The 25,936-nt window shown below is 75.2% G+C and carries 22 protein-coding genes and 1 pseudogene; 6 read left to right on the forward strand and 17 right to left on the reverse strand.

Going from position 1 to position 25,936, the window contains the following annotated elements; genetic code table 11:
- Positions 1-44: 44 nt before the first annotated feature.
- The 5 genes from ACI78S_RS03505 to pdhA form a co-directional block, all read right to left on the reverse strand.
- Positions 45-509 (reverse strand): SRPBCC family protein, encoded by a 465-nt coding sequence (locus ACI78S_RS03505; protein WP_456970816.1) that lies wholly within the window; start codon positions 507-509, stop codon positions 45-47.
- A 95-nt stretch (positions 510-604) separates the two neighbouring features.
- Positions 605-1,768: an AGE family epimerase/isomerase gene (locus ACI78S_RS03510; RefSeq protein ID WP_456970817.1), complete on the reverse strand. Its 1,164-nt coding sequence runs from the start codon at positions 1,766-1,768 to the stop codon at positions 605-607.
- A 60-nt stretch (positions 1,769-1,828) separates the two neighbouring features.
- Entirely contained in the window at positions 1,829-3,346 is a 1,518-nt protein-coding gene (locus ACI78S_RS03515; RefSeq protein ID WP_456970818.1) for a dihydrolipoamide acetyltransferase family protein, read from the reverse strand.
- A 2-nt stretch (positions 3,347-3,348) separates the two neighbouring features.
- Positions 3,349-4,329, reverse strand: coding sequence for an alpha-ketoacid dehydrogenase subunit beta (locus ACI78S_RS03520; RefSeq protein WP_456970819.1), 981 nt, complete (start codon positions 4,327-4,329; stop codon positions 3,349-3,351).
- Positions 4,326-5,465: a pyruvate dehydrogenase (acetyl-transferring) E1 component subunit alpha gene (pdhA, locus tag ACI78S_RS03525; RefSeq protein WP_456970820.1), complete on the reverse strand. Its 1,140-nt coding sequence runs from the start codon at positions 5,463-5,465 to the stop codon at positions 4,326-4,328. Before pdhA ends, ACI78S_RS03520 begins: the two co-directional genes overlap by 4 nt.
- A 217-nt stretch (positions 5,466-5,682) precedes the next feature.
- On the opposite strand from pdhA, the gene ACI78S_RS03530 reads away from it, so the two are divergent.
- On the forward strand, positions 5,683-6,156 hold the full coding sequence (locus ACI78S_RS03530; RefSeq protein ID WP_456970821.1) for an Lrp/AsnC family transcriptional regulator: 474 nt from the start codon (positions 5,683-5,685) through the stop codon (positions 6,154-6,156).
- A gap of 69 nt (positions 6,157-6,225) precedes the next feature.
- Here the strand turns inward: ACI78S_RS03530 and gdhA are convergent, their stop codons facing one another.
- A complete protein-coding gene (gene gdhA, locus ACI78S_RS03535) occupies positions 6,226-7,578 on the reverse strand; it encodes an NADP-specific glutamate dehydrogenase (protein ID WP_456970822.1) in 1,353 nt (450 codons plus the stop codon).
- Positions 7,579-7,710: 132 nt separating this feature from the next.
- Between gdhA and ACI78S_RS03540 the strand changes: the two genes are divergently transcribed.
- Positions 7,711-8,766 carry a hypothetical protein gene (locus ACI78S_RS03540; RefSeq protein WP_456970823.1) on the forward strand — a complete coding sequence of 352 codons (1,056 nt, stop codon included), beginning with the start codon at positions 7,711-7,713 and terminating at the stop codon, positions 8,764-8,766.
- 3 nt (positions 8,767-8,769) lie between these two features.
- Here the strand turns inward: ACI78S_RS03540 and ACI78S_RS03545 are convergent, their stop codons facing one another.
- Positions 8,770-9,018, reverse strand: coding sequence for a DUF3253 domain-containing protein (locus ACI78S_RS03545; RefSeq protein ID WP_456970824.1), 249 nt, complete (start codon positions 9,016-9,018; stop codon positions 8,770-8,772).
- A 55-nt stretch (positions 9,019-9,073) separates the two neighbouring features.
- Here ACI78S_RS03545 and ACI78S_RS03550 point away from each other — a divergent pair, with 55 nt between their 5' ends.
- Complete coding sequence (locus ACI78S_RS03550; protein WP_456970825.1) at positions 9,074-9,592, forward strand: hypothetical protein; 519 nt, start codon at positions 9,074-9,076, stop codon at positions 9,590-9,592.
- An 86-nt stretch (positions 9,593-9,678) separates the two neighbouring features.
- Here the strand turns inward: ACI78S_RS03550 and ACI78S_RS03555 are convergent, their stop codons facing one another.
- Both ACI78S_RS03555 and ACI78S_RS03560 read right to left on the reverse strand, forming a co-directional pair.
- Positions 9,679-11,001, reverse strand: coding sequence for a serine hydrolase domain-containing protein (locus tag ACI78S_RS03555; RefSeq protein WP_456970826.1), 1,323 nt, complete (start codon positions 10,999-11,001; stop codon positions 9,679-9,681).
- A gap of 26 nt (positions 11,002-11,027) precedes the next feature.
- Positions 11,028-11,354 carry a DUF3817 domain-containing protein gene (locus ACI78S_RS03560; protein WP_456970827.1) on the reverse strand — a complete coding sequence of 109 codons (327 nt, stop codon included), beginning with the start codon at positions 11,352-11,354 and terminating at the stop codon, positions 11,028-11,030.
- A gap of 104 nt (positions 11,355-11,458) precedes the next feature.
- Between ACI78S_RS03560 and ACI78S_RS03565 the strand changes: the two genes are divergently transcribed.
- Positions 11,459-12,004 (forward strand): hypothetical protein, encoded by a 546-nt coding sequence (locus ACI78S_RS03565; protein ID WP_456970828.1) that lies wholly within the window; start codon positions 11,459-11,461, stop codon positions 12,002-12,004.
- A 26-nt stretch (positions 12,005-12,030) separates the two neighbouring features.
- Here the strand turns inward: ACI78S_RS03565 and ACI78S_RS03570 are convergent, their stop codons facing one another.
- Positions 12,031-13,104 carry a C40 family peptidase gene (locus ACI78S_RS03570; RefSeq protein WP_456970829.1) on the reverse strand — a complete coding sequence of 358 codons (1,074 nt, stop codon included), beginning with the start codon at positions 13,102-13,104 and terminating at the stop codon, positions 12,031-12,033.
- A 313-nt stretch (positions 13,105-13,417) separates the two neighbouring features.
- On the opposite strand from ACI78S_RS03570, the gene ACI78S_RS03575 reads away from it, so the two are divergent.
- Together ACI78S_RS03575 and ACI78S_RS03580 are read left to right on the forward strand one after the other, a co-directional pair.
- Positions 13,418-14,977: a phytoene desaturase family protein gene (locus tag ACI78S_RS03575; RefSeq protein WP_456970830.1), complete on the forward strand. Its 1,560-nt coding sequence runs from the start codon at positions 13,418-13,420 to the stop codon at positions 14,975-14,977.
- A 105-nt stretch (positions 14,978-15,082) separates the two neighbouring features.
- A pseudogene (locus ACI78S_RS03580) lies at positions 15,083-15,826 on the forward strand (YhjD/YihY/BrkB family envelope integrity protein); the annotation flags it as partial.
- 20 nt (positions 15,827-15,846) lie between these two features.
- Here the strand turns inward: ACI78S_RS03580 and ACI78S_RS03585 are convergent.
- From ACI78S_RS03585 to ACI78S_RS03615, 7 genes are all read right to left on the reverse strand, one after another.
- Entirely contained in the window at positions 15,847-18,240 is a 2,394-nt protein-coding gene (locus tag ACI78S_RS03585; RefSeq protein ID WP_456970831.1) for a transglycosylase domain-containing protein, read from the reverse strand.
- Positions 18,241-18,390: 150 nt separating this feature from the next.
- A complete protein-coding gene (locus tag ACI78S_RS03590) occupies positions 18,391-20,430 on the reverse strand; it encodes a HelD family protein (protein WP_456970832.1) in 2,040 nt (679 codons plus the stop codon).
- A 143-nt stretch (positions 20,431-20,573) separates the two neighbouring features.
- Complete coding sequence (locus ACI78S_RS03595) at positions 20,574-21,236, reverse strand: acVLRF1 family peptidyl-tRNA hydrolase (protein WP_456970833.1); 663 nt, start codon at positions 21,234-21,236, stop codon at positions 20,574-20,576.
- Positions 21,237-21,248: 12 nt separating this feature from the next.
- Entirely contained in the window at positions 21,249-21,647 is a 399-nt protein-coding gene (locus ACI78S_RS03600; protein WP_456970834.1) for a rhodanese-like domain-containing protein, read from the reverse strand.
- The gene (locus ACI78S_RS03605; RefSeq protein WP_456970835.1) at positions 21,644-22,216 is read right to left on the reverse strand and encodes a cysteine dioxygenase; all 573 of its coding nucleotides are present in this window, start codon (positions 22,214-22,216) and stop codon (positions 21,644-21,646) included. The genes ACI78S_RS03600 and ACI78S_RS03605 overlap by 4 nt, the downstream gene beginning before the upstream one ends.
- Positions 22,217-22,421: 205 nt before the next feature.
- Positions 22,422-23,636 carry an MFS transporter gene (locus tag ACI78S_RS03610; RefSeq protein ID WP_456970836.1) on the reverse strand — a complete coding sequence of 405 codons (1,215 nt, stop codon included), beginning with the start codon at positions 23,634-23,636 and terminating at the stop codon, positions 22,422-22,424.
- Positions 23,637-23,948: 312 nt separating this feature from the next.
- A complete protein-coding gene (locus ACI78S_RS03615; RefSeq protein ID WP_456970837.1) occupies positions 23,949-25,766 on the reverse strand; it encodes a phosphoenolpyruvate carboxykinase (GTP) in 1,818 nt (605 codons plus the stop codon).
- Between the last annotated feature and the right edge of the window lie 170 nt (positions 25,767-25,936).

Here is a 25,936-nt window from a genome sequence, read left to right on the forward strand (position 1 = left end):
GCCCCGCCACGAGGGTGCCAGTGGCGGGGGCGAGGGGGTTCCTCCTACTGGTCGGGGCGGGAGACGTCGCCGCGCCAGGCGCCGGTCTCCATGCCGCGCTTCTCGATGAACTCCTTGAAGCGCTGGGCGTCGGCCTTCACCTGCCGGTCGTCGAAGCCCAGGGCGGCACCGGCCTTCTCGATGATGCCCTCGGGCTCCCAGTCGATCTGGATCATCACGCGGGTCTTGGCGTCGTCCAGCCGGTGGAAGGTGACCACGCCGGCGTGCTTGGCCTCGCCGCTGGTCGAGGTCCAGGCGACCCGCTCCTCGGGGTGCTGCTCGGTGATCTCGGCGTCGAACTCGCGCTTCACGCCGTCGATGTTGGTGACCCAGTGGGTGTGGGTGTCGTCGATCTGCGTGATGCGCTCGACCCCGCCCATGAACTCGGGGAACGACTCGAACTGCGTCCACTGGTCGTAGGCGACGCGGATCGGGACGTCGACGTCCACGGACTCCTGCACGGTGGCCACGGGGTGTTCCTCCTTTGTCTCGGATTCCGGTCGCGCACGACCTACCCACCGGATCCGGGCCGAACACCTGGAGAACCTCCTGCAGGGGCGCCGTTTCAGGGCAGGCCCGCAGCGACGCTCCCCCGCACCGGGCGGCCCTCGAGCAGCAGCATCTGGGCGAGGTGGTAGGCGTCCGGCTGCCCCGACCAGGTGCCGTGACCGACCTCCCCGGTGGGGCTCAGCTCGTGGTGCCAGCTGCCCGTGGCCGGGTCGGCGAAGACGTCCTCGCCGTGCGCGCGCCAGCGGTCGGCCAGCGCCCGGTAGCGCGGCTGCCCGGTGACCCGCTCCAGCACGGACGCCGCCGCGACCGCCTCGCACAGCACCCAGTGCATGCGCGCGCCCACCACGGGGCGGTCGTCCCAGCCGAGCGTGTACGGGAAGCCGTCGTGCCCGTCGGCCGCCCAGCCCCGCGTCGCGGCCGCGCCGAACAGCGCGACGGCGTCCTCGAGCAGCCAGGACGGCGGGTCGGGCAGCGCGGCCCGCAGGTGGAGCGCGAGCCGCGACCACTCGAACTGGTGCCCGACGGTGACGCCGTACGGGCGGAACGGGTCGGCCGGTCGGTCCCGGTTGAACTCCGGCAGCGGCGTCCAGTCGGCGGTGTAGTGCTCGGGCAGCCGCCAGTCGCGCTCGCGGGCCCACCCGTGCACGATCCGCTCGGTGCTGCGCAGGGCCTGCGCGCGCAGCCGCGGCGCGCGCGGATCGCCGCCGAGCGCGTCGGCCGCGGCCAGCACCGCCTCGACGCCGTGCATGTTGGCGTTGGCGCCGCGGTAGGCGTCGCAGGTCGTCCAGGCGGCGTCCCACTCCTCGACCGCCAGGCCGGCGTCGTCGTCCCAGAAATGGTCCTGCCAGACCTCGAGCGCCTCCTCCAGCAGCGCCGCGCCACCGGGCACGCCGGCGGTCGTCGCCGTGGCCCCGGCCAGGACGACGAAGGCGTGCACGTACGCGGCCTTGGACGGGTCGGCCGTGCTCGCCGCCCACCCGCCGCGCGCCTGGTCGTGCAGCGGGCCGCCGGCCAGGGCGGCGACGCCGTGCCGGGCCAGTTCGTCCGCCCCCGGCCGGCCGAGCAGCGAGGCCAGGCCGAAGACGTGCGTCATCCGCGCGACGATCCACGTCTCCTGGCCGCGGGTGGCGTCGAGACCGCCGTCGTCGCGGAGGTAGCCGAAGCCGTCGGGCAGCTTCGAGCGGGCGGCGAAGGCGAGCAGCCGGTCGAGGTCGGTCACGCCGACGATCATGGCCCCGCGACCACGATCCGCGCTGGATCGGTGGTCACGGCGTCATGATCACGGCTGCAAGGCGAGCGCGATCCCGGGGTCGGACAGCACCGCGCCGACGTCGGCCAGGAAGCGGGAGCCCAGCTCGCCGTCGATGATCCGGTGGTCGAACGACAGCGCCAGCTGCGTGACCTGCCGCGGCCGGACCTTGCCCTTGTGCACCCACGGCATCTCGCGGACGGCGCCGAAGGCGAGGATCGCCGACTCGCCGGGGTTGAGGATCGGCGTCCCGGTGTCCACGCCGAACACCCCGACGTTCGTGATCGTGATCGTGCCGCCGGTCATGTCGGCCGGCGCCGTCCGCCCGGCCCGGGCGGTCTCGGTGAGCTCGGCCAGCGCCCGCGCCAGCTCGACCAGCGAGAGCCGGTCGGCGTCCTTGATGTTGGGGACGACGAGGCCCCGCGGGGTGGCCGCGGCGATGCCGAGGTTCACCGCGCCGTGGACGACGATCTCCTGGGCCTGCTCGTCCCAGGAGCTGTTGACCACGGGGTGCTTCCGCGCGGCGAGGAGCAGGGCCTTGGCCACGAGCAGCAGCGGGCTGACCTTGACGCCGGCGAACTCCGGGCGGGCGACCAGCCGGTCCCGCAGCTTCATCGTGCGCGTGACGTCGACGGTCAGGAACTCGGTGACGTGCGGCGCGGTGAACGCGCTGGCCACCATGGCCGCCGCGGTGTGCTTGCGCACGCCCCTGATCGGGATCCGCTGCTCCCCCGCCGTCACCGGGCTTCCTGCACCGGGAACCCGGGGGACGACGGTGCTCCCGGTACCGGAAGCACCGCTCCCGGAACCTGGAGCAGCCCCGGAGAGGGCGGCGTCGACGTCGGCGCGGGTGATCACGCCGCCGTCGCCGGTGCCGGTGATGACGGCGAGGTCGACGCCGCGGTCCTTGGCGTACTTGCGCACCGGCGGCTTGGCCAGCGGCCGCGGGCGGCGGTGCCCGTGGTCGGCGGCCCGGGACGGCGCCGCCTCCTCGGCCGCGGCGTGCGCCTCGGCGGCCCGGCCGATCTCCAGCCCGCCGTGGCGCACCGGCTTGGTGGTGATGTCGGGCGCGGTGGCCAGCAGCGGCGGGCGCTCGGTGCCCCCGGAGCCGTAGTCGGCCTGCGGGAGCACGGCCGGGGCGGTCGCGCGGGCGGCCACCGCCGCCCCGGTGCGCCGCGGCCGGCGCTTGGCCTCGGTGTTCTTCGGCCCGTAGCCGACCAGCACCGACGTCCGACCGCCCGGGGCCGGACCGCCGATCAGGCCGGCGGCCGGCTCCGTGTCGTCGGGCCCGGGAGCGGCGTCCCCGCCGATGTCGATGGTGATGATCGGGGTGCCGACGTCGACCGTCGTCCCGGCCTCGACGTGCAGCTCGGTCACGGTGCCGGCGTACGGGGAGGGCAGCTCGACGGCCGCCTTCGCCGTCTCCACCTCGCACAGCGGCTGGTTGACCACGACCGTGTCGCCGACGGCGACCAGCCACTGCAGGATCTCGCCCTCGGTCAGCCCCTCGCCGACGTCGGGCAGCCTGAACTGGCGCAGGTCCGGCATGCTCAGAACCCCAGCGCCCGGTCGACGGCGTCGAGCACCCGGTCGAGGTCGGGAAGGTACTCCTCCTCCAGCTTCGACGGCGGGTAGGGCGTGTCGTAGCCGCCCACCCGCAGCACCGGCGCCTCCAGCGAGTAGAAGCAGCTCTCGGTGACCCGGGCGGCGATCTCCGCGCCCAGCCCCAGGGTGACCGGCGCCTCGTGGACGACGACGCAGCGGCCCGTGCGGCGGACCGACTCGAACACCGGGTCGAGGTCGAGCGGCGAGAGGGTGCGCAGGTCGACCACCTCGAGGGAGCGGCCCTCCTCGGCGGCGGCCTCGGCCGCCTGCAGCGCCGTCTTCACCATGGGGCCGTAGGCCAGCACGGTGAGGTCGTCGCCGCCGCGGACCACCCGCGAGGCGAACAGCGGGTCGGGCGTCGCGGCGGTGTCGACCGGCGCCTTCTCCCAGTAGCGGCGCTTGGGCTCGAGGAAGACGACCGGGTCGGGGTGCGCGATCGCCTGCTGGATGCCCCAGTAGGCGTCGACCGGGTTGCTCACCGCGACGACCTTGAGGCCGGGGGTGTGCGCGAAGTAGGCCTCGGGGCTCTCGCTGTGGTGCTCGACGGCGCCGATGCCGCCGCCGAACGGGATCCGGATGACGATCGGCATCGCCAGCCGGCCCTGCGAGCGGGCGTGGATCTTGGCCACCTGCGTGACGATCTGGTTGTAGGCCGGGAAGACGAAGCCGTCGAACTGGATCTCGCAGACCGGCCGGTAGCCGCGCATCGCCAGGCCGACGGCGGTGCCGACGATGCCGGCCTCGGCCAGCGGGGTGTCGACGACGCGGTCCTCGCCGAAGTCCTTCTGCAGCCCGTCGGTGATCCGGAAGACGCCGCCGAGGCGGCCGATGTCCTCGCCCATGAGGACGACCTTGGCGTCGTCCTCCATGGCCCGGCGCAGGCCGAGGTTGAGCGCCTTGCCGATGGTGAGCGTCTCGGTGCTCATTCCCCGGCCCCCTCGAAGCTCGCGTGGTAGGCGACGAACTCCTCGCGCTGGGCGGCCAGCTGCGGGGTCTGCTCGGCGTAGACCGAGTCGAACATCGCCGTGCCCGGCGGATCGGGCATCTCGAGCGTGCCCGTGCGGATCCGGGCGGCCAGCTCGTCGGCCTCGGCCTCGACCGAGTCGAAGAAGGCGGCGTCGGCGATAGCCGCCCGCGAGAGGTGCGCCTTGAGCCGCGCGATGGGGTCGCGCAGCTTCCACTCCTCCAGCTCGCTGGCCAGCCGGTAGCGGGTGGGGTCGTCGGAGGTGGTGTGCGCGCCCATGCGGTAGGTGAAGGCCTCGATGAAGGTGGGGCCCTGGCCGTCGCGGGCCGCGGCGAGCGCTGCCTTCGTCACCGCGAGGACGGCCAGGACGTCGTTGCCGTCGACCCGGACGCCGGGGAAGCCGAAGCCGGCGGCGCGCTGGTAGAGCGGCACGCGCGACTGCCGCTCGATCGGCACGCTGATCGCGTACTGGTTGTTCTGGCAGAAGAAGACGACCGGCGCCGAGAAGGTGGCCGCCCAGATCATCGACTCGTTGACCTCGCCCTGGCTGGTGGCGCCGTCGCCGAGGAACGCCAGCACGGCGCTCTCGGCGCTGTCGCGCTGCACGCCCATCGCGTAGCCGGTGGCGTGCAGGCACTGGGCGCCGATGACGACGGTGTAGAGGTTGAAGTTCGTGGCGGTCGGGTCCCAGCCGCCGTTGTCGACGCCGCGGAACAGGCTGATCACGTCGAGGGGGTCGACGCCCCGGGCCCAGGCGACACCGTGCTCGCGGTAGGTGGGGAAGGCCATGTCGCCGGGTTCGAGGGCCCGGCCGGCGCCCACCTGGGCCGCCTCCTGGCCGAGCAGCGAGGCCCAGATGCCGAGCTCGCCCTGCCGCTGCAGCGCGGTCGCCTCGACGTCCCAGCGGCGGACCAGGACCAGGTCGCGGTACAGGCCGCGCAGCTCGTCGTCGGACAGGTCGACCGAGTACTCGGGGTGCTCGACCCGCTCGCCCTCCGGCGTCAGGAGCTGGACCAGCTCCGGCTGCTGCGGGAGGTGGGGCGCCTGCGCCCCGGGGACCGGGTCGACGACTTCCGTCGCCTGGTGCAGCGCTGTCACAGATCTGCTCCTCGCCGTCTGCCTCGGGGCCGGGGTCGCCGGCAGTGCCTCGGTCGTGGACGTCTCGTGGCGCCGGGGTGTGGCGCCACTCACACATGGTGACACGACATCCCCGTGCGAGGACAACATCACCTGGCGACGATGTGCGCAAGGTTCGCGACGCAGATTGCGCACGATGACTATTAGTAGGACGTCCTCGCATGCCAGACTGAGCAACGTGCCCGACGTCGACGCCACCGACGCCCGGTTGCTGCTCGCCCTCAACGAGGACCCGCGGGCCAGCGTGATGGCCCTCTCGCAGCAGCTGGGGCTGGCGCGCGGCACGGTGCAGGCCCGCCTGGCGCGGCTGGAGAGCAACGGCGCGCTGACCCCGTTCGAGCGCCGGGTGGCCCCCGAGGCGCTGGGCTACCGGCTGCGCGCCTACGTCACCGTGCAGGTCGTGCAGCGCAGCCTCGCCGAGGTCAGCGACGCCCTGGCGCACATCCCCGAGGTGCTCGAGGTGATCGGCCTCTCCGGGGTCGTCGACCTCCTCGTCGAGGTGGCGGCCAGGGACGCCGACGACCTGTGGCGGATCACCGAGCAGGTGCTCGGGATCCCCGGCGTGCAGCGCACCGACACGGCGCTGGCGCTGCGCCGGTTCGTCGACCACCGCACGACGCCGCTGCTCGAGCGGGCCGCCGGACGCGACTGACACCGCCGCCGGATCTGCACTCCGGCGGCGGTCAGCGGCTCACGGCCACCGCCGCGCAGATCTCGCGGGTCAGACCAGCCCGAGGTCGTGCACCGCCCCGGCCACCTGCAGGAAGCCGGCCACGTTGGCGCCGAGCACCAGGTCGCCGGGCGACCCGTACTCCTCGGCGGTCCGGGCGCAGCGGGCGTGGATGTCCCGCATGATCTCCGCCAGGCGGGCCTCGCTGTGCTCGAAGGTCCACCGGTCGCGGGAGGCGTTCTGCTGCATCTCCAGCGCCGAGGTGGCGACGCCGCCGGCGTTGGCCGCCTTGCCGGGGGCGAAGGCGACGCCGCCGTCGCGCAGCACGCGCACCGCCTCCGGCGTCGTCGGCATGTTGGCGCCCTCGACGACGTACCGGCACCCGTTGCGCACCAGCTGCACCGCCGCGTCGCCGTCCAGCTCGTTCTGGGTGGCGCCGGGGACCGCGACGTCGCAGGGGACGTCCCAGATGCTGCCGCCGGGCACGAAGGTGGCGGACGGGACCCGCTCGGCGTAAACCTCGATGCGGGCCCGCTCCACCTCCTTGACCTGCTTGAGCACCTCGAGGTCGAGCCCCTTCTCGTCGACCACGTAGCCGCTGGAGTCGGAGCAGGCGATCGCGGTGCCGCCGAGCTGGTGCACCTTCTCGACCGCGTACACCGCGACGTTGCCCGACCCGGACACGACGACCCGCTGCCCCTCGATCGACTCGCCGCGCTCGGCGAGCATCTCCGCGGCGAAGTAGACGGCGCCGTAGCCGGTGGCCTCGGTGCGCACGAGGGCGCCGCCCCAGCCGAGGCCCTTGCCGGTGATGACCCCCGACTCGTAGCGGTTGGTGATCCGCTTGTACTGGCCGAACAGGTAGCCGATCTCCCGCGCGCCCACGCCGATGTCGCCGGCCGGCACGTCGGTGTACTCGCCGAGGTGCCGGTAGAGCTCGGTCATGAACGACTGGCAGAACCGCATGACCTCGGCGTCGGAGCGGCCCTTGGGGTCGAAGTCCGAGCCGCCCTTGCCACCGCCGATCGGCATGCCGGTCAGCGCGTTCTTGAAGATCTGCTCGAAGCCCAGGAACTTGACGATGCCCAGGTCCACCGACGGGTGGAACCGCAGGCCGCCCTTGTACGGCCCGAGCGCCGAGTTGAACTCGACCCGGAAGCCGCGGTTGATCTGCACCTCGCCCCGGTCGTCCTGCCACGGGACGCGGAAGATGATCTGCCGCTCCGGCTCGCAGATCCGCTCCACCGTCTTCATCTCGGTGAACTCGGGGTGCCGGTCGAGGACGACGGCCAGGGACTCCAGCACCTCCCGGACTGCCTGGTGGAACTCCTTCTCGCCCCGGTTGCGGCGCAGCACCTCGTCGTAGATGTGCTGCACCCGCTCCGGGACCTCGCCGCTGCTCACGCTGGTCGCTCCTCGTCCGGTCCGGACGCCGTCGTCTCGGCTCTGCGGAAACGGTAGGAGCCGCCGGGGAGCGTGGGCCCAGGGGGGTGGGGTACGGGCGCCGGACCGCGTCCCCTCTCCGGGAGGAGCCCCGTGCCACCGATCCGCCGCGACCTGCTCGAGGAACTGCTGCTCGCCTACGGGCCCGGCGGCCAGGAGGACGCCGTGCGCGACGTCGTGCGCCGCGAGCTCGAACCGCTGGTGGACGAGCTGTCGGTCGACGCCGCCGGCAACCTCGTCGGGCTCGTCCGCGGCGGCGGAGGGCCGGTCGTCCGCGTCATGGCGCACCTGGACGAGCTGTCGATGATCGTCAAGCGGGTCGAGCCGGACGGCACGCTGCGGGTCAACGAGGTCGGCACGATGTACCCCGGCAACTTCGGGCTCGGCCCGGTGGCGGTCCTCGGGGACGACGAGGTGCTGACCGGCGTGCTCACCCTCGGCTCGGAGCACACCACGGCGGAGACGCCGCACGTGCAGCAGACCAAGCCCGACGGCGGCGACCGGGCGATGCAGTGGAGCGACGTCCACGTGTTCACCGGGCGCTCGCCCGACGACCTGGCGCGCTGCGGCGTGCACGCCGGCACCCGGGTGTGCGTGCACGCCAGCCGGCGGTCGCTGGTCGACCTCGGCGAGCACGTGGCCGGCTACTTCCTCGACGACCGGGCCGCGCTGACCGCCGTGGTGCACGCGGCCGCGCTGCTGCGGGAGGGCGGGGGCCCGGCCGGCGACGTCCTGCTGGTGGCGACCACCGGGGAGGAGACGGGCGGGGTCGGCGCCGCGTACGCGAGCCGCACCCTGCCCGGCGACGTCACGCTTGCCCTGGACGTCGGCCCCGCCGAGGCCGAGTACCAGGTCGACGTCGGCGACGGCCCCGCGATCGCCTACGCCGACGACGCCGCCGTCTACGACAAGCCGATCGCCGACCGGCTGCTGGCCCTGGGCCGGGAGATCGGCGTGGACCCGGTGCCCGCGGTCTGGCAGGCGTTCGACTCCGACGCCTCGCAGTCGAAGGCCGGCGGCCAGGCCGCGCGGGCGGCGCTGGTCTCGCTGCCGACCCTGTCGACGCACGGCTACGAGGTCATGCACGCCGCGACGATCGAGCGGACGGCGCGGCTGGTGGCGGAGTTCCTGCGCCGTCCGGGCTGGTGACCCTCAGCGGGGACGGCGCACGCGGACCGGACCGCGGGCGGTCGCGACGTCGACGGCCGCGCCGCGCTGGGTGACCTCGACCTCGCCGGCGGCCGCCAGCCGGCCGGCGGCGGCCCGGGCGGCCGGCATGAGCTCCCGCCAGCCGTCGGGGTCGACCGCGCGGGCGGCCTCCGAGGGGCAGATGGACGCCGGGGCGCGGGCGTCGAGCAGCGCACCGATGGCCCGCTCGAGCTGCGCGTCCACGTCGGTCACGTGCCCAGCGTGCGGGCGGCGCGTGCGGACCGCCAGGCGGGGTAGCGCAGCGGGCATGGCGAAGCGGACACCGGTCGGGACCTTCGGCGAGGAGCGCCGCGGCATCAGCCCGCTCGGCTGGGCGCTGCGCGGGGCGGCCGCCGGGGCCGCGGCCAGCACCGCGCTGAACGCGGTGACCTACGTGGACATGGTGGTCCGCGGCCGCGGCACGAGCTCCACGCCCGAGCGGACCGTGGAGGCGCTCGCCGGCAAGGCGCACGTGCCGATCCCGGGCGACGAGGAGCACCGGCGGAACCGGGTGCAGGGCCTCGGCCCGCTGACCGGTCTGGTCGCGGGGGTGGGCGTCGGGGTGCTGACCGGCCTGGTGCGCGCGGCGGGCTTCCGGTCCAGCAAGCCGGTCGGCACGGCGCTCACGACGGCGGGGGTGCTGGTGGCCGCGAACGGCCCGATGACCGCCCTGGGCATCACCGACCCGCGGACGTGGTCGGCCACCGACTGGGTCAGCGACCTGGTCCCGCACCTGGTCTACGGGCTGGTGCTCAAGACGACGATGGACGCCTTCGACAGGCCGTGACCCCGTCCTCGGCTACGAATCGGCGGTGTCGCACGCCTTGGTGGGCGACAGCGTGCGGGAGCGCCGGTGTCGCCCGGAGAACCGGGTCAGCGCCAACCGCGCTCGTCGACGCCGCCGGGCACCGGCGCCTCCGGGTCGTACGGCGTCCGCGTGAAGACGAACGTGCCCAGGTCGAGGTGGTCGGGGGCGATCCGCAGCGGCTCGCCGGCGTAGTAGCCGTCCAGCCCCACCCACGTGCCGTCCGGACGGCGGCGGAACCGGCTGGCCCGGCCGGTGCGCCCCGGCAGCGGCCCGAGGTGCAGCAGACCGCCGGGGACGGCGCGCAGCACGTGCGGCGCGGGCCCCCAGAACCAGATCCCGAGCAGGTCCAGGTCGACCGGCGCCGGCGCGGGCCGCCACGGCTCGACGACGCGCGGCTCGAGCTCCCGCAGGTCGGCGAGCAGGCCGGGGACCAGCGGGTCCAGGCCCGAGGTGGTGTTGGCGAGCTGGACCGCCCCGGCCTGCTCCTCCCGGTCGACGAACACCCCGGCGAGGAAGCCGGGCATCGAGCCGCCGTGGCCGACCAGCGTGCGCCCGTCGAGCCGCAGCACCTGCAGCCCGAGCCCGTAGGCCGACCAGCCCGGCGCGGAGGAGTCGACGCCGGCCGGCTCGGTCATCTCCTCGAGCGTCGCGGGGTCGAGCACGTCGCCGGTGTCGCCCAGCAGGAAGACCGCGAAGCGCGCCAGGTCGGCCAGGGTCGCCCAGAGCTGGCCGGCCGCGGCCATGACCCCGGCGTGGTGCTCGGGCTCGGGCAGGACGACGTCGGCCCACGGGTGCACCGCCGTGCCGGCCGCCGCGGGCGCGACCGGCCGGGGCGTCGTCCGGTGCATGCCCAGCGGGGCCAGCACCTCGGCGCGGACGACGTCCTCCCAGGGCGCGCCGCGGTGCCGGGCCACCAGCTCGCCCAGGAGACCGAAGCCGAGGTTGGAGTAGTGGAAGCGGCGGGCGGCGCCCAGGACGACGTCCTGGGCGCCCAGCTCGAGCTCGGCCAGCGACCCGCCCGGCGTGCGCTCCCACCAGCCGCCGGGGCTCTCGGCCGAGGCGCCGGCGAGGTGGGACAGCAGCTGGCCGACCGTCCGGTCCCCGAACGGCGTGCCCGGCAGGTGCCGGTCGAGCGGGTCGTCGAGCGCCAGGCGGCCCTCGTCGCGCAGCCGCAGCACCGCCACCGCGGTCACCGTCTTGCTGATCGAGCCGAGCCGGTGCTGGACGTCGGTGTGCGGTTCCGGGACGTCGCCGCGCCCCGCCGACCACGCCAGGCCGCCGTCGCGGACGACGCCGGCGACCAGGCCGGGCGCCCGCCCGTCGCGCTGGACGCGGGCGGTGCGGGCGAGGAGCCGGCGGGCGGTGGTCGGCAGCACGGGTTCGGCCATGCCCCGGACCGTAACGGCGCCCGGGATCAGGCGGTGGCGGGCTCCCGGCGCGGCAGCCGGTCCCTGCGGGTGGCCCACCGCTCGAACCACACCGTGGCCAGCGGCGGGACGGCGGCCACGAGCGCCAGCAGGGCGGTGCCCGGCCGCCAGCGCAGCACGCGCGCTGCGACGAGGGCCACGACGACGTAGACGACGAAGACCGCGCCGTGGATCGGCCCGAACACCTGCACGCCGGCCTCGGTGGTCCCGGGGACGTACTTGACGTACATGCCGGCCAGCAGGCCGATCCAGCTGAGCGCCTCGGCGACGGCGACGACGCGGAAGACGGTGGCGGTCAGGGCAGGGGACGGCATGGGCGCGCTTCCTCCTCGGGACGGTTCCGACAGGGGGCAACGCGGGGCGCGCCGCCGGCGTCCCCGGAGCGGGTGTGACCTTCGCCGGATGGCAGGGTCGCAGCGTGCGCGGGCTGGCTCGGCGGGAGTTCTGCCTCGTCCTGCTGCGCCGCATGGCCGACCTGCGCCCCGACCTGGTCGCCGACGCCCTGCCCCGGCTGGGCGCCACCCGGGCGCAGGCGCACGCCGCGCACAACCGCTGGCAGGCGCTGCACCACTCGCCGCGGGCGCCGCGCGGCCTGGCGCTGCGCACCGCCGTGCTGGGGCCGGCCGAGGAGACCGAGGACCGCCGGTTCGGCGACCTCGACCTGGAGGTGCGCCGGTGGCCCCTGCCGCTGTGGCCGCAGCACCGGTGGGAGGTGCTGTCCGGGCCGGGCGGGGAGGTGCTCGAGGAGCACTTCGTCCGCGTGCCCGGGGCGTGGGCGCCCCGCGCCGCGGCCGGGCGGCTGCGGGTGTGGGAGCACGTGCTCGACGACCTGGTGGGCCTGCCCGGCGCGCGCGGCGTCGACCCTGGCGTGCACACGCGCTGGGAGGTCCACCTCCCGGACGGCACCCGCGCCGAGTTCGTGTGGGGGCTGCTCCAGCGGGTCACGCCGCCGTCGGCGGGCTGACCCGCGACCGGCGGACGGTCAGCCGGTCAGCCGGCGATGCGCCGCATAGCGGTGATCGAGCCGACGGCGTCGATGCCGGCCACCTTGACCACGTCGCCGGACGTCGGGGCGTGCACCATCTGGCCGTTGCCGATGTAGATGCCCACGTGGCTCACCGGGCTGTAGAAGAAGATGAGGTCACCGGGCTGCAGCTGGCTGCGGGAGACGGACTGGCCCATCCGCGACTGCTGCGCGCTGGAGTGCGGCAGGCTGATGCCGGCGGCCTTGAACGCGTACTGGACCAGGCCCGAGCAGTCGTAGGAGCCGGGGCCCGCGGCCGCCCACACGTAGGGCTTGCCGCGCTGCGCCATCGCGGTGTCGACGGCGATCTGCGCCGCCTCGCTGCTGGCCACCACCGGGCCCGACGGCAGCGGCTCGGCCCGCTCGGTGCGGCTGGCGCGGTCGGCGCCGTGGGTGGCCGCGAGCTCGGTGGCGGCCCGCTGCTCCTGCGCGCTGAGGCGGTCGAAGTCGGCCCGGTACGCGGCGATCTGCGCCTCGAGGTCGGCCTGCTGGGCGGCGACGGCGTCGAAGGTGGCCTGGGCCTGGGTGGCGGCCTCGACGGCGGTCGCCTGCGCCTCCGCGGCGGCCTGACCGGCGGCCGCCGCCTCGCCGAGGATCTCGTCCTGGTGGCCGGCGACGACGGAGAGCGTGGACATCCGGGCGACGAAGTCGTCGGCGTCGTCGCTGGTCATCAGCGCGGCGAAGCCGTTGAGCCCCTCGCCGGTGAAGGCGCTGCGGGCGATCCCCCGGACCTGGGCCTGCGCGGCGGCGAACGCGGCCTGCGCCTCGGCCAGCGTCGCCTCCGCGGCCGCGACGGCGGCCTGCTGCTGCTCGAGGACCACCCGGGCGTCGTTGAACTGCTCGGTGACCACCTCGAGGTCGTGGGCGCGGGCGGCCATCAGCGCCGCGGCCTCCTGGGCGGTGCCCGGCTGCTCGGGCGCGGCGGCGGCCGGCGCGGGCACGAACGCGAGGCCGAGGGCGGCGGCGACCGCCAGGGCGGCGCCACGGGCGGTCCGGCGGCGGGGGTTCGGGCGCGGGGAAGACGTCCGAGTGGTCGCCATGGGAGGGCGGCTCTCCAATGCTGGCTGTGCGGCACGGGGGGCGGACGCGGGCCGCGGCGCTGCGACCGGTCCGGCGCCGGCAGGTCGCTCACCCAGGAAGGTGACTCAACGCCCCGACGGACACACAGACCGTAAGGGCGTTGCCGTCTCGTGACAATCACCTCGATGTAATTTGTGCACGTCTTCACAACGCTCTGCGCTTCAGTCCGGACGCTGAGTGACGACAGCGGACGCCTGGTCACCCGCCCGCCGGCCGGGATCGCGCCGGGCGACCTGCGCGAAGGGCGGCCCCCGCGGCGGTTACCGTGCGCACGTGGCAGCTACCCGGTACGACGCCGTCGTTGTCGGAGGTGGACACAACGGCCTCACCGCGGCCGCGTACCTGGCCCGCGCCGGGTGGTCGGTGCTCGTGATCGAGCGCGCGGCGGAGGTGGGCGGGGCCGCGGTGAGCCGGCAGCTGTTCGCGGGGGTCGACGTCCGGCTCTCGGCCTACTCCTACCTGGTGAGCCTGCTGCCCGACCGGATCGTCGCCGACCTCGGCCTCGGGGTGGCCCTCGCCGATCGCCGGGTGGCGTCCTACACCGCCGTCGCCCGCGCCGGCCGGCCCACCGGCCTGCTCGTGGAGCGCGACGAGGGCGCGGCCACGGCGGCCTCCTTCCGGGCGCTCACCGGCTCCGACGCCGAGCTCGCCGGCTGGCGGCGGCTGTACGCGCGGCTGGCCACCCTCGCCGAGGACGTCGCGCCGACGCTCACCGAGCCGCTGCTCACCGCCGGCGAGCTGGAGCGCCGGCTGCGCGACCCCGGGATCTGGCGGGACCTGCTGGAACGCCCGCTCGCCGACGTCGTCGCCGACCACCTGGCCGACGACGTGGTGCGCGGGGTGGCCCTCACCGACGGCCTGATCGGCACGTTCGCCGACCTGCACGACGCCGCCGGCCCCGCCGGTCGCTGCTTCCTGTACCACGTGATCGGCAACGGGACGGGGCGCTGGCGGGTGCCGGTCGGCGGCATGGGAGCGGTGACCGGCGCGCTGGCCGCCGCCGCCCGCGCCGCGGGGGCGGAGCTCGCCACCCGGGCCGCGGTCACCGCGCTGGAGGAGGCCGCCGACCGCGTCACCGTGCACTGGACCGACGACGACGGCCGCGAGCGCGCCGTCGACGCCGGGCACGTCGTGGTCGGCGCCGCCCCCGCCGTGCTCGCCGAGCTGACCGGCGCCGACCCCGGCCCGCGGCCGAGCGGGTCGCAGCTGAAGGTGAACATGGTCCTCACCCGCCTGCCCCGGCTGCGGGCCGGCACCGACCCGGCGACGGCGTTCGCCGGCACCTTCCACGTCGACGAGGCCGCCGACCAGCTCGACGCCGCCCACGCGCAGGCCGCCGCCGGCCGGCTGCCCGACGCGATCCCCTTCGAGGTCTACTGCCACTCGCTCACCGACCCGACCGTGCTCGGGCCCGGGCCCCGGGATGCCGGCTGGCACACCCTCACCCTCTTCGGCCTGCACACGCCGGCCGAGCTCTACGCCGCCGACCCCGAGGGGACGCGGGAGGAGGCGGTGCGGCGGGTGGTGGCCCAGCTCGACGCGCACCTGGCGGAGCCGCTGGAGGACTGCCTGGCCCGCGACGCCGACGGCCGGCCGTGCCTGCAGGCGGCCTCACCGCTGGACGTCGCCGCCTCGCTGGCCATGCCCGGCGGGCACATCTTCCACGGCGACCTGTCCTGGCCGGTGGCCGAGACCGCGGCGGAGGCCGGCACCTGGGGCGTGGCCACCGCGTCCCCGCGGATCGTGCACGCCTCCTCCGGGGGCACGGTCCGCGGCGGCGGGGTCAGCGGCCTGGGCGGGCACGCCGCGGCCCGTTCCCTGCTCGCCGGCTGACCCCGACGGGCAGCCCCCGCCGGTAGCTGGTGGCATGACGGGGTGCAGCCGTCCTGGTGGTCCCCCGCGCGCTGGTGGGCCGAGTCGGCCGGGCTGGCCGGCAACGTGCGCCAGCGGCTGCAGGGCCGCGACCTGGCGCTGATCGCGGCCGGGCTGACGTTCTACGCCGGGCTGGCCGTCGTGCCGCTGCTGGTCGTCGCGTTCAGCCTCACCGCCGGGCTGACCTCACCGGCGGCGGTGCGTGCCCTCGGGGAGCGGCTGGCCGAGCTGTTCCCGGCCGAGGTCGGCGCGCCGGACGCCGTCGAGCGGCTGGTGGACGCCGGGGTGGGGCTGGACTGGGTCGGCGTCCTGCTGGCCCTCGTGCCGATGTCGCTGTACGGCGAGGGGCTGCGCCGGGCGCTGCTGCGCTTCAGCCGCCGGGAGGAGACGCTCACCGGCTGGCGCGGCCGGCTGCTCGCGCTGCCCCTGCTGCTGGTCACCCCGGTGCTGCTCTACCCCCTGCTGCAGGCCGTCGAGGTCATGGCCGACCTCGAGCGCGACGGGCGCACGCTGACCCGGGTCGCCGTCGGCTTCTACGCCGTCCTCGCCGCGCTCGTCGTCCCGCTGCTGTGGGGGTTCCGCGTCGTGGCCGCGAGCCGGCCGGGCTGGCGGGCGCTGCTGATCGGCGTCCCGTTCACGGCCGCCTGCCTGTCGGGCTTCCTGCAGGGCTTCGTGCTGTTCCTCGCCCTCCCCCTCGACCTCGGCGCGCCGTTCGGCGGGCTCACCGTGGTCGGCGGCGTCGTCGCCGTCGGGTTCTGGCTGTTCCTGCTGCACCTGGTCCTGCTCGGCGGCTGGCTGCTCACCCAGGCGCTCGACGACCGGTTCGCCGGTCAGTCGTCGACGGCCCCGTCGCCGGGGAAGCCGGGCGCGCCGCCGTCACCGCCGTCCCCGCCCTCGTCGCCCCCGCCACCGGCGCCCCCGCCGTCGTCCGGGGGCACCGGATCCGGTGGTGGGGCCGGGGCCGGTGGGGGCGCGGGCGCCGGCTCCTGCGGCGGCGGCGCGGGCTCAGGGGTCGGCTCGACGTAGTCGGAGCCGTTGCTGACCAGGATGGTCACGACCTGACCGGGGACGGCGCGGCTGCGCGGGCTCAGGCCGACGAACTGACCCGCGGGCCGGTCGCTGTCGACCCGCGCGGTCGTCCACTGGAAGCCGGCGGCGGTCAGCGCGTTCTTGCACGCGCTCACGCCCGAGCAGCGCGGCAGCGGCCGCGTGTCACCGTTCTCGACCTGCTCGTCGGCCGGCGGGAACTCGCCGCTGCCGCGGGCCTCCAGCACCGGCGCCATCGCGTCGTGCCAGATCTGGGCGCCCTTGCCGCCACCGAAGCCGCCGACGTCCTCGTTGCGCTTGGGGTTGAGCACCATGACGCTCGCCGTGATCTCGGGCGTGTAGCCCACGAACGCGACCGAGTAGTTGTCCTGCGAGGTGCCGGTCTTGCCGGCGATCTGGTGCCCCGGCACGTACGCGCGGCGGCCGGTCTGCCCCCCGTAGCCGGGCTCGACGTCGCGGCGCAGCATCTGGTTGAGCGTGTTGGCCACCCCGGCGGGGATCGCCTCCGGCGTGCACCGGTCGCGCACCAGCGGGGCGCCGTCCTCGCCGCGGACGTCCTCGCCGTTGCGGTCGAGCAGCCGGGTCAGCGGGACGACGTCGCACTGCGTGCCGCCGGCCGCCAGGGTCGAGTAGGCGCTGGCCAGCCCGAGCGGGCTGGTGGCCTCCGCGCCGAAGGTGAACGAGCCGCGGTTGTCGTCGATGATCTGCTGCGGCAGCGCCGGGTCGCTGAACTGGAACAGCCCCATGCGCTCGGCCATGCGCACCGGCTCCTCGACGCTGCCGAGGGCGTCCTCGAGGGCGAGGAAGTAGGTGTTCGACGACTGGTACAGCGCGGTGGTCATGTCCAGCGTGCTGCCGTACCGGCCGGCGTTGCGCACGTCGTAGGGCTCGCCGCCGTCCCGGTACACCTTCGAGACGTACGGGTCGGACGTCGTCAGCGTGTAGTGGCTGCCGTACCCCCGGGCCAGCGCGGCGGCGGCGACGAACACCTTGTAGGTGGACCCGGAGCCCTGGCTGGGGGCGACGTTGAGGTTGTACGACTCCTGCGCGGGGTCGGTGACGTCGTAGCCGAAGACGCGGTTGACGCTCATCGCGAGCAGGTGCCCGGTGCCCGGCTCCACCGCGGTGAACATGCCGGCCAGCGAGTCGCCCATGGGCAGGGTCTGCAGCACGGCCTGGTCGCCGGCCCGCTGCAGGTCGGGGTCGAGCGTGGTGTGGATCGTGTAGCCGCCGTGCTCGAGGTCGTCCTGGGTGAGGCCGAGCTCGTTGATCAGGTACTGCTGGACGAAGTCGCAGACGTACGGGCCGACCGAGGCCTGCACGCAGCCGCGGCGCGGCGCCGGCGCGGGGGCCAGCCCCAGCGGCGCGGCCGCGGCCTCCGCCGCCGCGGCCTCGCTGACGTACCCCTGGTCGGCCATCCGCGAGAGGACCTCGTTGCGCCGGGCGGTGGCCGCCTCCGGGTTGGTGAACGGGTCGTCGTGGGTGGGGCTCTGCACGAGCCCGGCCAGCAGTGCGGCCTGGGGCAGCGTGAGGGCGGCGGCGTCGACGCTGAAGAACGCCTGGGCGGCCGGCTGGATGCCGTAGGCGTTCTGCCCGTAGTAGACGATGTTCAGGTAGCGGGTGAGGATCTCGTCCTTCGAGTACTCCTCCTCCAGCGCCAGCGCCAGCTGGGCCTCGCGCAGCTTGCGGCCGAGCGTCTGCTCCACCGCGGCGCGCCGCTCCTCCGGGGTGTCGGCGGTCTGCAGCAGCGTCTGCTTCACCAGCTGCTGGGTGAGCGTCGAGCCGCCCTCCTGCACGCCGCCGGAGGCGATGTTGGTGACAAGCGCGCGCAGCGTGCCCTGCACGTCCAGGCCGTTGTGCTCGAAGAAGCGGGCGTCCTCGATCGCGATCATCGCCTGCTTCATGACCTCGGCGATCTGGTCACCGCCGACCGGCGCGCGGTTCTCCTCGTAGAAGTAGGTGATCGGCTCGCCGTTGGCCGCGAGCACCACGGTGTTGCCCGGCGGCGGCTCGTCGGTGAGCTCGACCGGCGGCTCGCCGAGCAGGCCGGTGCTGCGCTGGGCGGCCAGGGCGGGGCCGCCGATCCAGGGGAAGAGGAGTCCGGCGACGAGGGCACCGGCGACGACGACCGTCGACAGCAACTTCAGCAGAGTGCTGGCAACTTCCGGCCGTTCCATCGCCCTCCTCCCCTCGAACGGTGTCACACCTCAACAGGAAACGTCCCGATCCACAACCACCCGCGCCGCGCAGGGACAGGCGGGACCGGAGTGGCTCCGCTGCCGGGTCCCGGGCGGGGTCCTGCCCGCGGCGGGGGAGCGGCGTCGTCCCTACACGGCGAGCTCCGGCGGCAGGTCCCCGCGGTGGAGGACGACGAGGGTGCTCACCGCACGGGTGAGGACGACGTAGAGCCGGTGCAGGCCGCGCGGCTCCGCGGCCGCGATCGCGCCGGGGTCGACCACCACGACGGCGTCGAACTCCAGGCCCTTGGCCAGCGTCGCGGGCACCACGGCGACGCGCGCCCTGCTGCGGTCCAGGGCCTCGCCGTCGTCGGTCAGCGCCTCGGCGGGCAGCCCGGCGTCGCGCAGCAGGGCGACCACCTCCGCGACGGCGGCGTCCCCGCACACCACGCCGATCGACCCCTCGTCGGCGGCCAGCCGGGCGACGACGTCGACGAGCGGCCCGGCGAACGTGCCCACCGGCCGCACGGTCAGCGAGCCGGCGTCCCGGCGGGTGGCCGTGGCGGGCGGCAGCCCGGGGGCGATGGCCGGCAGCAGCCGGTTGGCGTAGTCGAGCACCTCGCCGGGCACGCGGTAGCCGCGGGTGAGCGGGCGCACGGCGGTGCCCGGCCGGCCGAGGTCGGCGAGGGTGCGGGCCCAGTCGGCCACCGCCCACGGGCCGGTCGCCTGCGCGAGGTCGCCCAGCACGGTCAGCGAGCCGGCCGCCAGCCGGCGGGCGATCGCCCGGCACTGCATCGGGGAGAGGTCCTGCGCCTCGTCGACGACCACGTGCCCGTAGCCGGGGGTGCGCGCCAGCAGCCCGGCGGCCTCGTCGACGAGGACGGCGTCGGCCTCGGTCCAGGGCGCGGTGCGCGGCGAGCGGGCGGGCCGGTGCAGCGCCGCCTGCTCGTCGTCGTCGAGGACGCCCCGGGCGGCGCGGGCCAGCCGGTCGGGCTCGGTGAGCAGGGCGTGGACCAGGTCGGCGGCGTCCCAGGCCGGCCACACCTCGTCGCAGAAGGCCCGCACCTCGGGGCTGCGGGCCGCTCGCCGGGTCTCGGTGTCGGTGGGGCTGCCGCCGGCGAGCTCCTTCTGCCGGCGGGCGTCCTCGGCGAGCGCCATGGCGAGCCGTTCGCGGCCGGCGGCGTAGTGCAGCGCCTGCAGGTGGTCGGCGTTCCGCCCGCGGCGGCGCAGGTCGTCGACGCAGCGCTTGAGCCGCTCGACCGGGACCCGGTAGCGCCGCCCGGCCAGGGGGACGAGCAGGTCCTCGGCCGGCTTGGCGATGCCGCCCCACAGCGCCCGGCGGAGCACCTCGGCCATGCGGGCGTCGCCCTTGAGCACGTGGAGGGCCGGCTCCTCGGCCGCGCGCACCGGGACGCGCGCGGTGAGGCCGGCGACCGTGGTCTGCTCGACGTCCACCTCGCCGAGGGTGGGCAGCACCTGCTCGATGTAGCGCAGGAACGCCCGGTTGGGCCCGACCACCAGCACGCCGGTGCGGGCCAGCTGCCCGGAGTGCGTGTAGAGCAGGTAGGCGGCGCGGTGCAGCCCGACCGCCGTCTTCCCGGTGCCCGGGGCGCCCTGCACGCAGATCGACTCGGTCAGCGGCGCCCGCACGATCTCGTCCTGCTCGGGCTGGATGGTGGCGACGATGTCGCGCATCGGACCGCTGCGCGGGCGCTCGATCTCCCGCCGCAGGAACTCGCTCTCGTGCTCGTCCCCGGCCCCGAGCAGCTCGTCCTCGTAGCCGGTCAGCTCGCCGCCGGCGAAGCCGAACCGGCGGCGGCGCACCAGGCCCTGCGGATCCGCCGCGCTGGCCTGGTAGAACGGCCGGCTCATCGGCGCCCGCCAGTCGATGACCACCGGGTCGCCCGCCGCGTCGCGGACGTGCCGGCGGCCGATGTGGAAGGTCTCGGTCGCCGTGTCGGTGCGGCCGAAGAAGGGCGGCACGCCGGGGTCGGCGGCCAGCCGGCGCAGCCGCTCGGCGCGGGCGGCGCCCAGCCGCTCGGAGGCCCAGGCGTCGACGCCGGCGTCGGTGACCGCGGCGGCCGCGGCGCGCATCTCGGTCAGGCAGTCGGCCGCGCGCGCCAGGTGGGCGCGCTCGGCGGTGAGGACGGGGTCGGGGGAGGTGGTCGTCGCGCTCGCTGCGGAGGACACGGTCGGAGGACGTTACGCCCGGCCGGCCGATCCGTCACGCCCGTTTCCGCGGCCGTGATCAGGTGACCTGGTCCCCGCGGCTCCTCCCCCGCGGTGCGGCGTGGGGGAGGAGCTGTCCGGATCAGGTGGGCTGATCGTGGCCGTCAGCGCTCGTGGGGTTCCACGATGTGGACGGCGACCGCGCGGAACTGCTGCGGCGTCGCGAGCAGCACCGCCTTCGTCGGCTCGCCCACCTCGAGCGCGGGCTCGCGGCGCAGCGCGGCGAGCGGCGCCAGCCGCGGGTCGGCCAGGACGGCGTCGACCAGGCCGCGGTCGCCGCCGGTGAACAGCGCCTCCACCGAGCCGGCGTGCGTCAGGAGCACCCGCGCGGCGGTGTCGGCGGCCGCGGTCACGACGGCGTCGGTCTGGTTGGCCCGGCGGCGGGCGAACCGCTGCTGCGACCACCCGCCGGCCGCGCTGCGCCCCTGCACGAGCCGGGCGTCGACCTTGGAGACCTCCAGCTGCGCGCCGGTGAAGACGCCCACCGCCCACCGGCCGCGCCGCACCAGCAGGACCGCTGCCCGCCGGGGCCGGCGCGCCGCGGCGGTGAAGCCCGTCAGCAGCGCCGGCTCCGGCGTCCAGCCGAACGGCGCCCGCAGCACCGCGGTGGTGCCGTCGGCGCAGGCGATGCGCACCGCGCCGTCGTCCGCCGCCACCTCGGTGAAGGCGCCGTGCCGGTCGGCGACGCCGTCGAGCCAGCGCCCCAGCCGCTCCGGGGCCACGCCGAGCGTGCGGCCGCCACCGGCGGCGGCGCGTGGACGGGTCACCCGGGCAGCATCTCAGCCCCGGACGGGCAGCCCCGCGGCCTCCCAGGCGGCGAACCCGCCGACGACGTCGGTGGCCCGCGACAGGCCGAGCGAGCGCAGCGCGTCGGCCGCGAGGCTGGAGGTGTAGCCCTCCGAGCAGAGCACGACGACCTCGACGTCGTACCCGGTCGCCTGCGGCAGCCGGGCCTCCGACGCCGGGTCGAACCGCCACTCGAGGACGTTGCGCTCCACCACCAGCGCGCCGGGCACCTCGCCCTCGGCCGCGCGCTGCGCGGCGGGGCGGATGTCGACCAGCAGCGCCCCCCGGGCGACGCGGGCCGCGGCCTCCGCCGGGGTCACGCGGTCGAGCCGGCTGCGCGCCTCGGCCAGCAGCTCGTCGATGGTGCGGGCGCCGGCCGGCCGCGCCGTCACCAGTCCACCCCCGCGCGCTCGGTGCCGGTGCGGACCAGGCCGTCGTCGGCGATGCGGTAGGTGTTCATCAGGGTCAGCCGGGGCGCGTACACGTGCACGCTCACGGCGGGCTCGGCGTGCCGGTTGGTCACCTGGTGCACGTAGCGGGGGCCGAAGTAGCGGACCCGCCCGGCCGGCAGGCCGGTGTCGGTCTCGCGGGGCCGACCCGGTCCCCCGGTGGCGACCACCTTCTCGGTGAGCGTGCCGCGGGCGACGGCGAACGCGCCGGCCGAGTCGCCGTGGTCGTGCAGCGGCGTGCCCTGGCCGGGCAGCCAGGACAGCAGCCAGATCTGCGCGTCGTCGAGCTCGTCGTGCAGCGACGCGTCGAGGAACGGGCGGACGTCGTCGGGCTCGAGCAGCGCCGTCCACCGCGTGCTCTCGCGGAAGCCGACCACCGGCTCCCAGAGGCCGGGGCGGGCGGCGAGGGCGACGGCGAGCGCGGCCGAGCCGGTCGGGCGGGTGGCCGCGGCGGCCACGAGCGGGGCGATGCGGGGGTCGGCGAGGGCAGCGGACAGCGGTGCCGGAGACATGCGGGAAGGGGTCCTCACGGGGGTGGCCGCGGCTACGGCGGCAGTGGTCGATGAGAGGGGTGCGTGCTCAGCGACCCGGACACAGCGCGCTCGCCACCCGCAGCAGGTCCACGTCGGACCGGCGGTGGAGGAGCAGCGGAGTCACGCCCCCAATCAACCAGGCGAAGCGAATCCCGTCAAATACGAGCGACTTGGTGTGTTTTGCTCAGGCGGCGAGCGCCGGCTCCGCGGCGTGCTCGGCGGGCACGTGCAGCAGCCGCTGGAACACGCCGACGGCCACGGCGGCGACGCCGGCGGAGACGGTGGCGACGAGGAAGGCGGCGTTCGCGCCGGCGACGTCGACGATCTTGCCGGCGACCGAGGCGCCCAGGGCCACCCCGAGACCGAGCGCCGTGCCGATCCAGGTGAACGCCTCGGTCACCGCGGCCCGCGGCACGAGCAGCTCCGCCAGGGTGAACGAGCTGATCAGCGACGGCGACACGGCGATCCCGGCCACGACGACGAACGGGATCATCACCCAGATGTCGCCGATGAGCAGCAGCGGGACGCTCAGCACGGTGAGCGCCACCAGCACCACGAGCAGGCGGTGGCGCAGCGGGTGCCGCCAGTGCACCGCACCCCAGCCGATGCCGCTGGCCATCGACCCGACGGCGAGCCCCGCGATCAGGACGCCGGACAGCGACATCGCGCCGACCTCGTCGGCGAACGCGACCAGCGCGATCTCCAGCGTGCCGAGGATCGCCCCGACGGCCCCGCCGACGACGAAGAGCACCCGCAGCCCCGGGGTGCGCATGGCGGAGGGGCCGGAACGGCTCTCGTGGCCACCGGGCGGGGGCTCGGTGCGGCGCTGGGCGGCGAAGAGCAGGCTGCCGACGACGGCGAGGGTGAACGCGGTGACCACGCCGGAGGTGGCGTGCCCGGTCGTGGACAGGAACGTGACCAGCACCGGGCCGACGATGAAGACGAACTCGTCGACCACCGACTCCATGGCCAGCGCGGTGGGCAGGCGGTGGCTGCCGCGCAGCAGGTGCGTCCAGCGCACCCGGATCATCGAGGCCACCGGTGGGATGCACGCCCCGGCGACACCGGCCCCCGCGAAGACGATCCAGCGCGGCCAGTCCTCCTTCACCGCGGCGAGGAAGAGCGCGCCGGCGGCGACGAAGACGGCGAGCACGGGCAGCAGCACCCGGCGCTGGCCGTGGCTGTCGGCGAGCCGCCCGATCACCGGTCCGGCGAGCGCCGTCGTCACCGCGCCGACGGCGGCCACCGCCCCGCCGAAGCCGTAGGAGCCGGTCTCCGAGGCGACGAGGAGGACGCAGCCGAGCCCCACCATCGACAGCGGGAGCCGGCCGATGAAGGCGGCCAGCACCATGGGCAGCGCGTGCGGCGTGCGCAGCACGTGCAGATAGGGATTGGCCACGAGGGGGGAGGTCTCCGTCGGAGAAGGTGTCAGGCGTCGTCACGCTAACCGACGCCCCGGTCACGCGGCGCGTCGGACGGGCTCCACGACACGCCGGACCGGCCGTGATCACCCGGACGTGGCGCCCGCCGCGCCCACCCGCGCCGTGTGGTCGCGCCCGCGCGGCGCGCCGCGAGGGTCACGGCTCCGCGGCGCGGGCGGGCGTCGTCCTCCCTTACCGGGACGGGTCCTCCCCCGCGGTGCGACGCGGGGGAGGACCGGTCCGGATCAGGTGAGCTGATCGCCGTCGGCCCCTGCAGCGGGGTCCTCCCGTCAGCCGTCCAGGCGGTGCTTGAGGATCTCCAGCTCGTCCCACATCGTGCTGGGCAGCTTGTCGCCGAACTTCTCGAACCACTCGGTGATCTGCGGGACCTCGGCGCGCCACTCGTCCTTGTCGACGGCGAGCGCCTTCTCGACCTGCTCGCGGGTCAGGTCGAGGCCGGAGACGTCGAGGGAGTCGGCGGTCGGGACGTGCCCGATCGGCGTCTCCTCGGCGGCCGCGGTGCCCTCGAGCCGCTCGACGACCCACTTGAGCACGCGGCTGTTCTCGCCGAAGCCCGGCCAGAGGAAGCCGCCGTCGTCGTCGCGGCGGAACCAGTTGACGTAGAAGATCCGCGGCAGCTTGGCCGCGTCGTGCGCCTTGCCGGTCTCCACCCAGTGCCGGAAGTAGTCGCCGGCGTTGTAGCCGATGAACGGCAGCATCGCGAACGGGTCGCGGCGGACGACGCCGACGGCGCCGGTGGCGGCCGCGGTGGTCTCCGACGACAGCGTCGCGCCCATGAAGACGCCGTGGTTCCAGTCCCGCGCCTCGGTGACCAGCGGGATCGTGGTCTTGCGGCGGCCGCCGAAGAGGATCGCCGAGATCGGCACGCCCTTCGGGTCGTGGTACTCCGGCGCCAGGATCGGGCACTGGGTGATCGGCGTGCAGAACCGGCTGTTGGGGTGGCTGGACGGCTCCGCGGAGCCCGGCGTCCAGTCGCGGCCCTTCCAGTCGGTCAGGTGGGCCGGGGGCTCGTCGGTCATCCCCTCCCACCAGATGTCGCCGTCGTCGGTGAGGGCCACGTTGGTGAAGACGGAGTTGCCCTCGTCGATCGTGCGCATCGCGTTGGGGTTGGTGTCCCAGCCGGTGCCCGGCGCGACGCCGAACAGGCCGTACTCGGGGTTGAGCGCGTAGAGCCGGCCGTCCTCGCCGAAGCGCATCCAGGCGATGTCGTCGCCGAGGGTCTCCACCTTCCAGCCGGGGATGGTGGGCTCGAGCATGGCCAGGTTGGTCTTGCCGCAGGCCGAGGGGAAGGCGGCGGCGATGTAGTAGGTCCTCTGCTGGGGGCTGGTCAGCTTGAGGATCAGCATGTGCTCGGCGAGCCAGCCCTCGTCGCGGGCCATGACCGACGCGATCCGCAGCGAGTAGCACTTCTTGCCCAGCAGGGCGTTGCCGCCGTAGCCGGAGCCGTAGGACCAGATGGCCCGCTCCTCCGGGAACTGGGTGATGTACTTCGTCGAGCTGCACGGCCAGGGCACGTCCTGCTGACCGGGCTCCAGCGGGGCGCCGACCGAGTGCATGGCCGGCACGAACGTCGCGTCGTCCCCCATGGCCTGGAGGATGCGGCTGCCGATGCGGGCCATGACGCGCATCGAGACGACGACGTACTCGGAGTCGGTGAGCTCGACGCCGAACATCGGGTTCTCGGCCTCGACCGGGCCCATGCAGAACGGGATCACGTACATGGTCCGGCCCCGCATGCACCCGCGGTACAGCTCGGTCATGATCGACTTCATCTCGTCCGGGGCCATCCAGTTGTTGGTCGGCCCCGCGTCGGCCTCGTCGACCGAGCAGATGAAGGTGCGGTCCTCGACGCGCGCCACGTCGCTGGGGTCGGAGGCGCACCAGAAGGAGTTCGGCTTCTTCTCCAGGCGGGTGAACGTGCCGGCCTCGACCAGCTTCCCGGTGAGCCGCTCCCACTCCTCGTCGCTGCCGTCGACCCACACGACCCGGTCGGGGGTCGCGAGCTCGGCCATCTCCCGCACCCATGCCAGCAGCCGGGTGTGCGTCGTGGGCGCGTTGTCCAAGCCGGGGGTGGCCACTGAGGTCACGGCATCTCCATCCATGTGGCTGAACTGGTCCCGCCGCACCGACGCCGGGACGGCGCGACCGGGGCTCCGGATCGGGTCAGGCTACAAGGCGTACACCGTCGTGTAACCGTGAGAGATGTTACGTATAAGACGTCTTGTCCGGGGTCGCGCGCCTGTGGTGCGCCGCGGCG

This window comes from Geodermatophilus sp. SYSU D00815 (assembly GCF_054050035.1).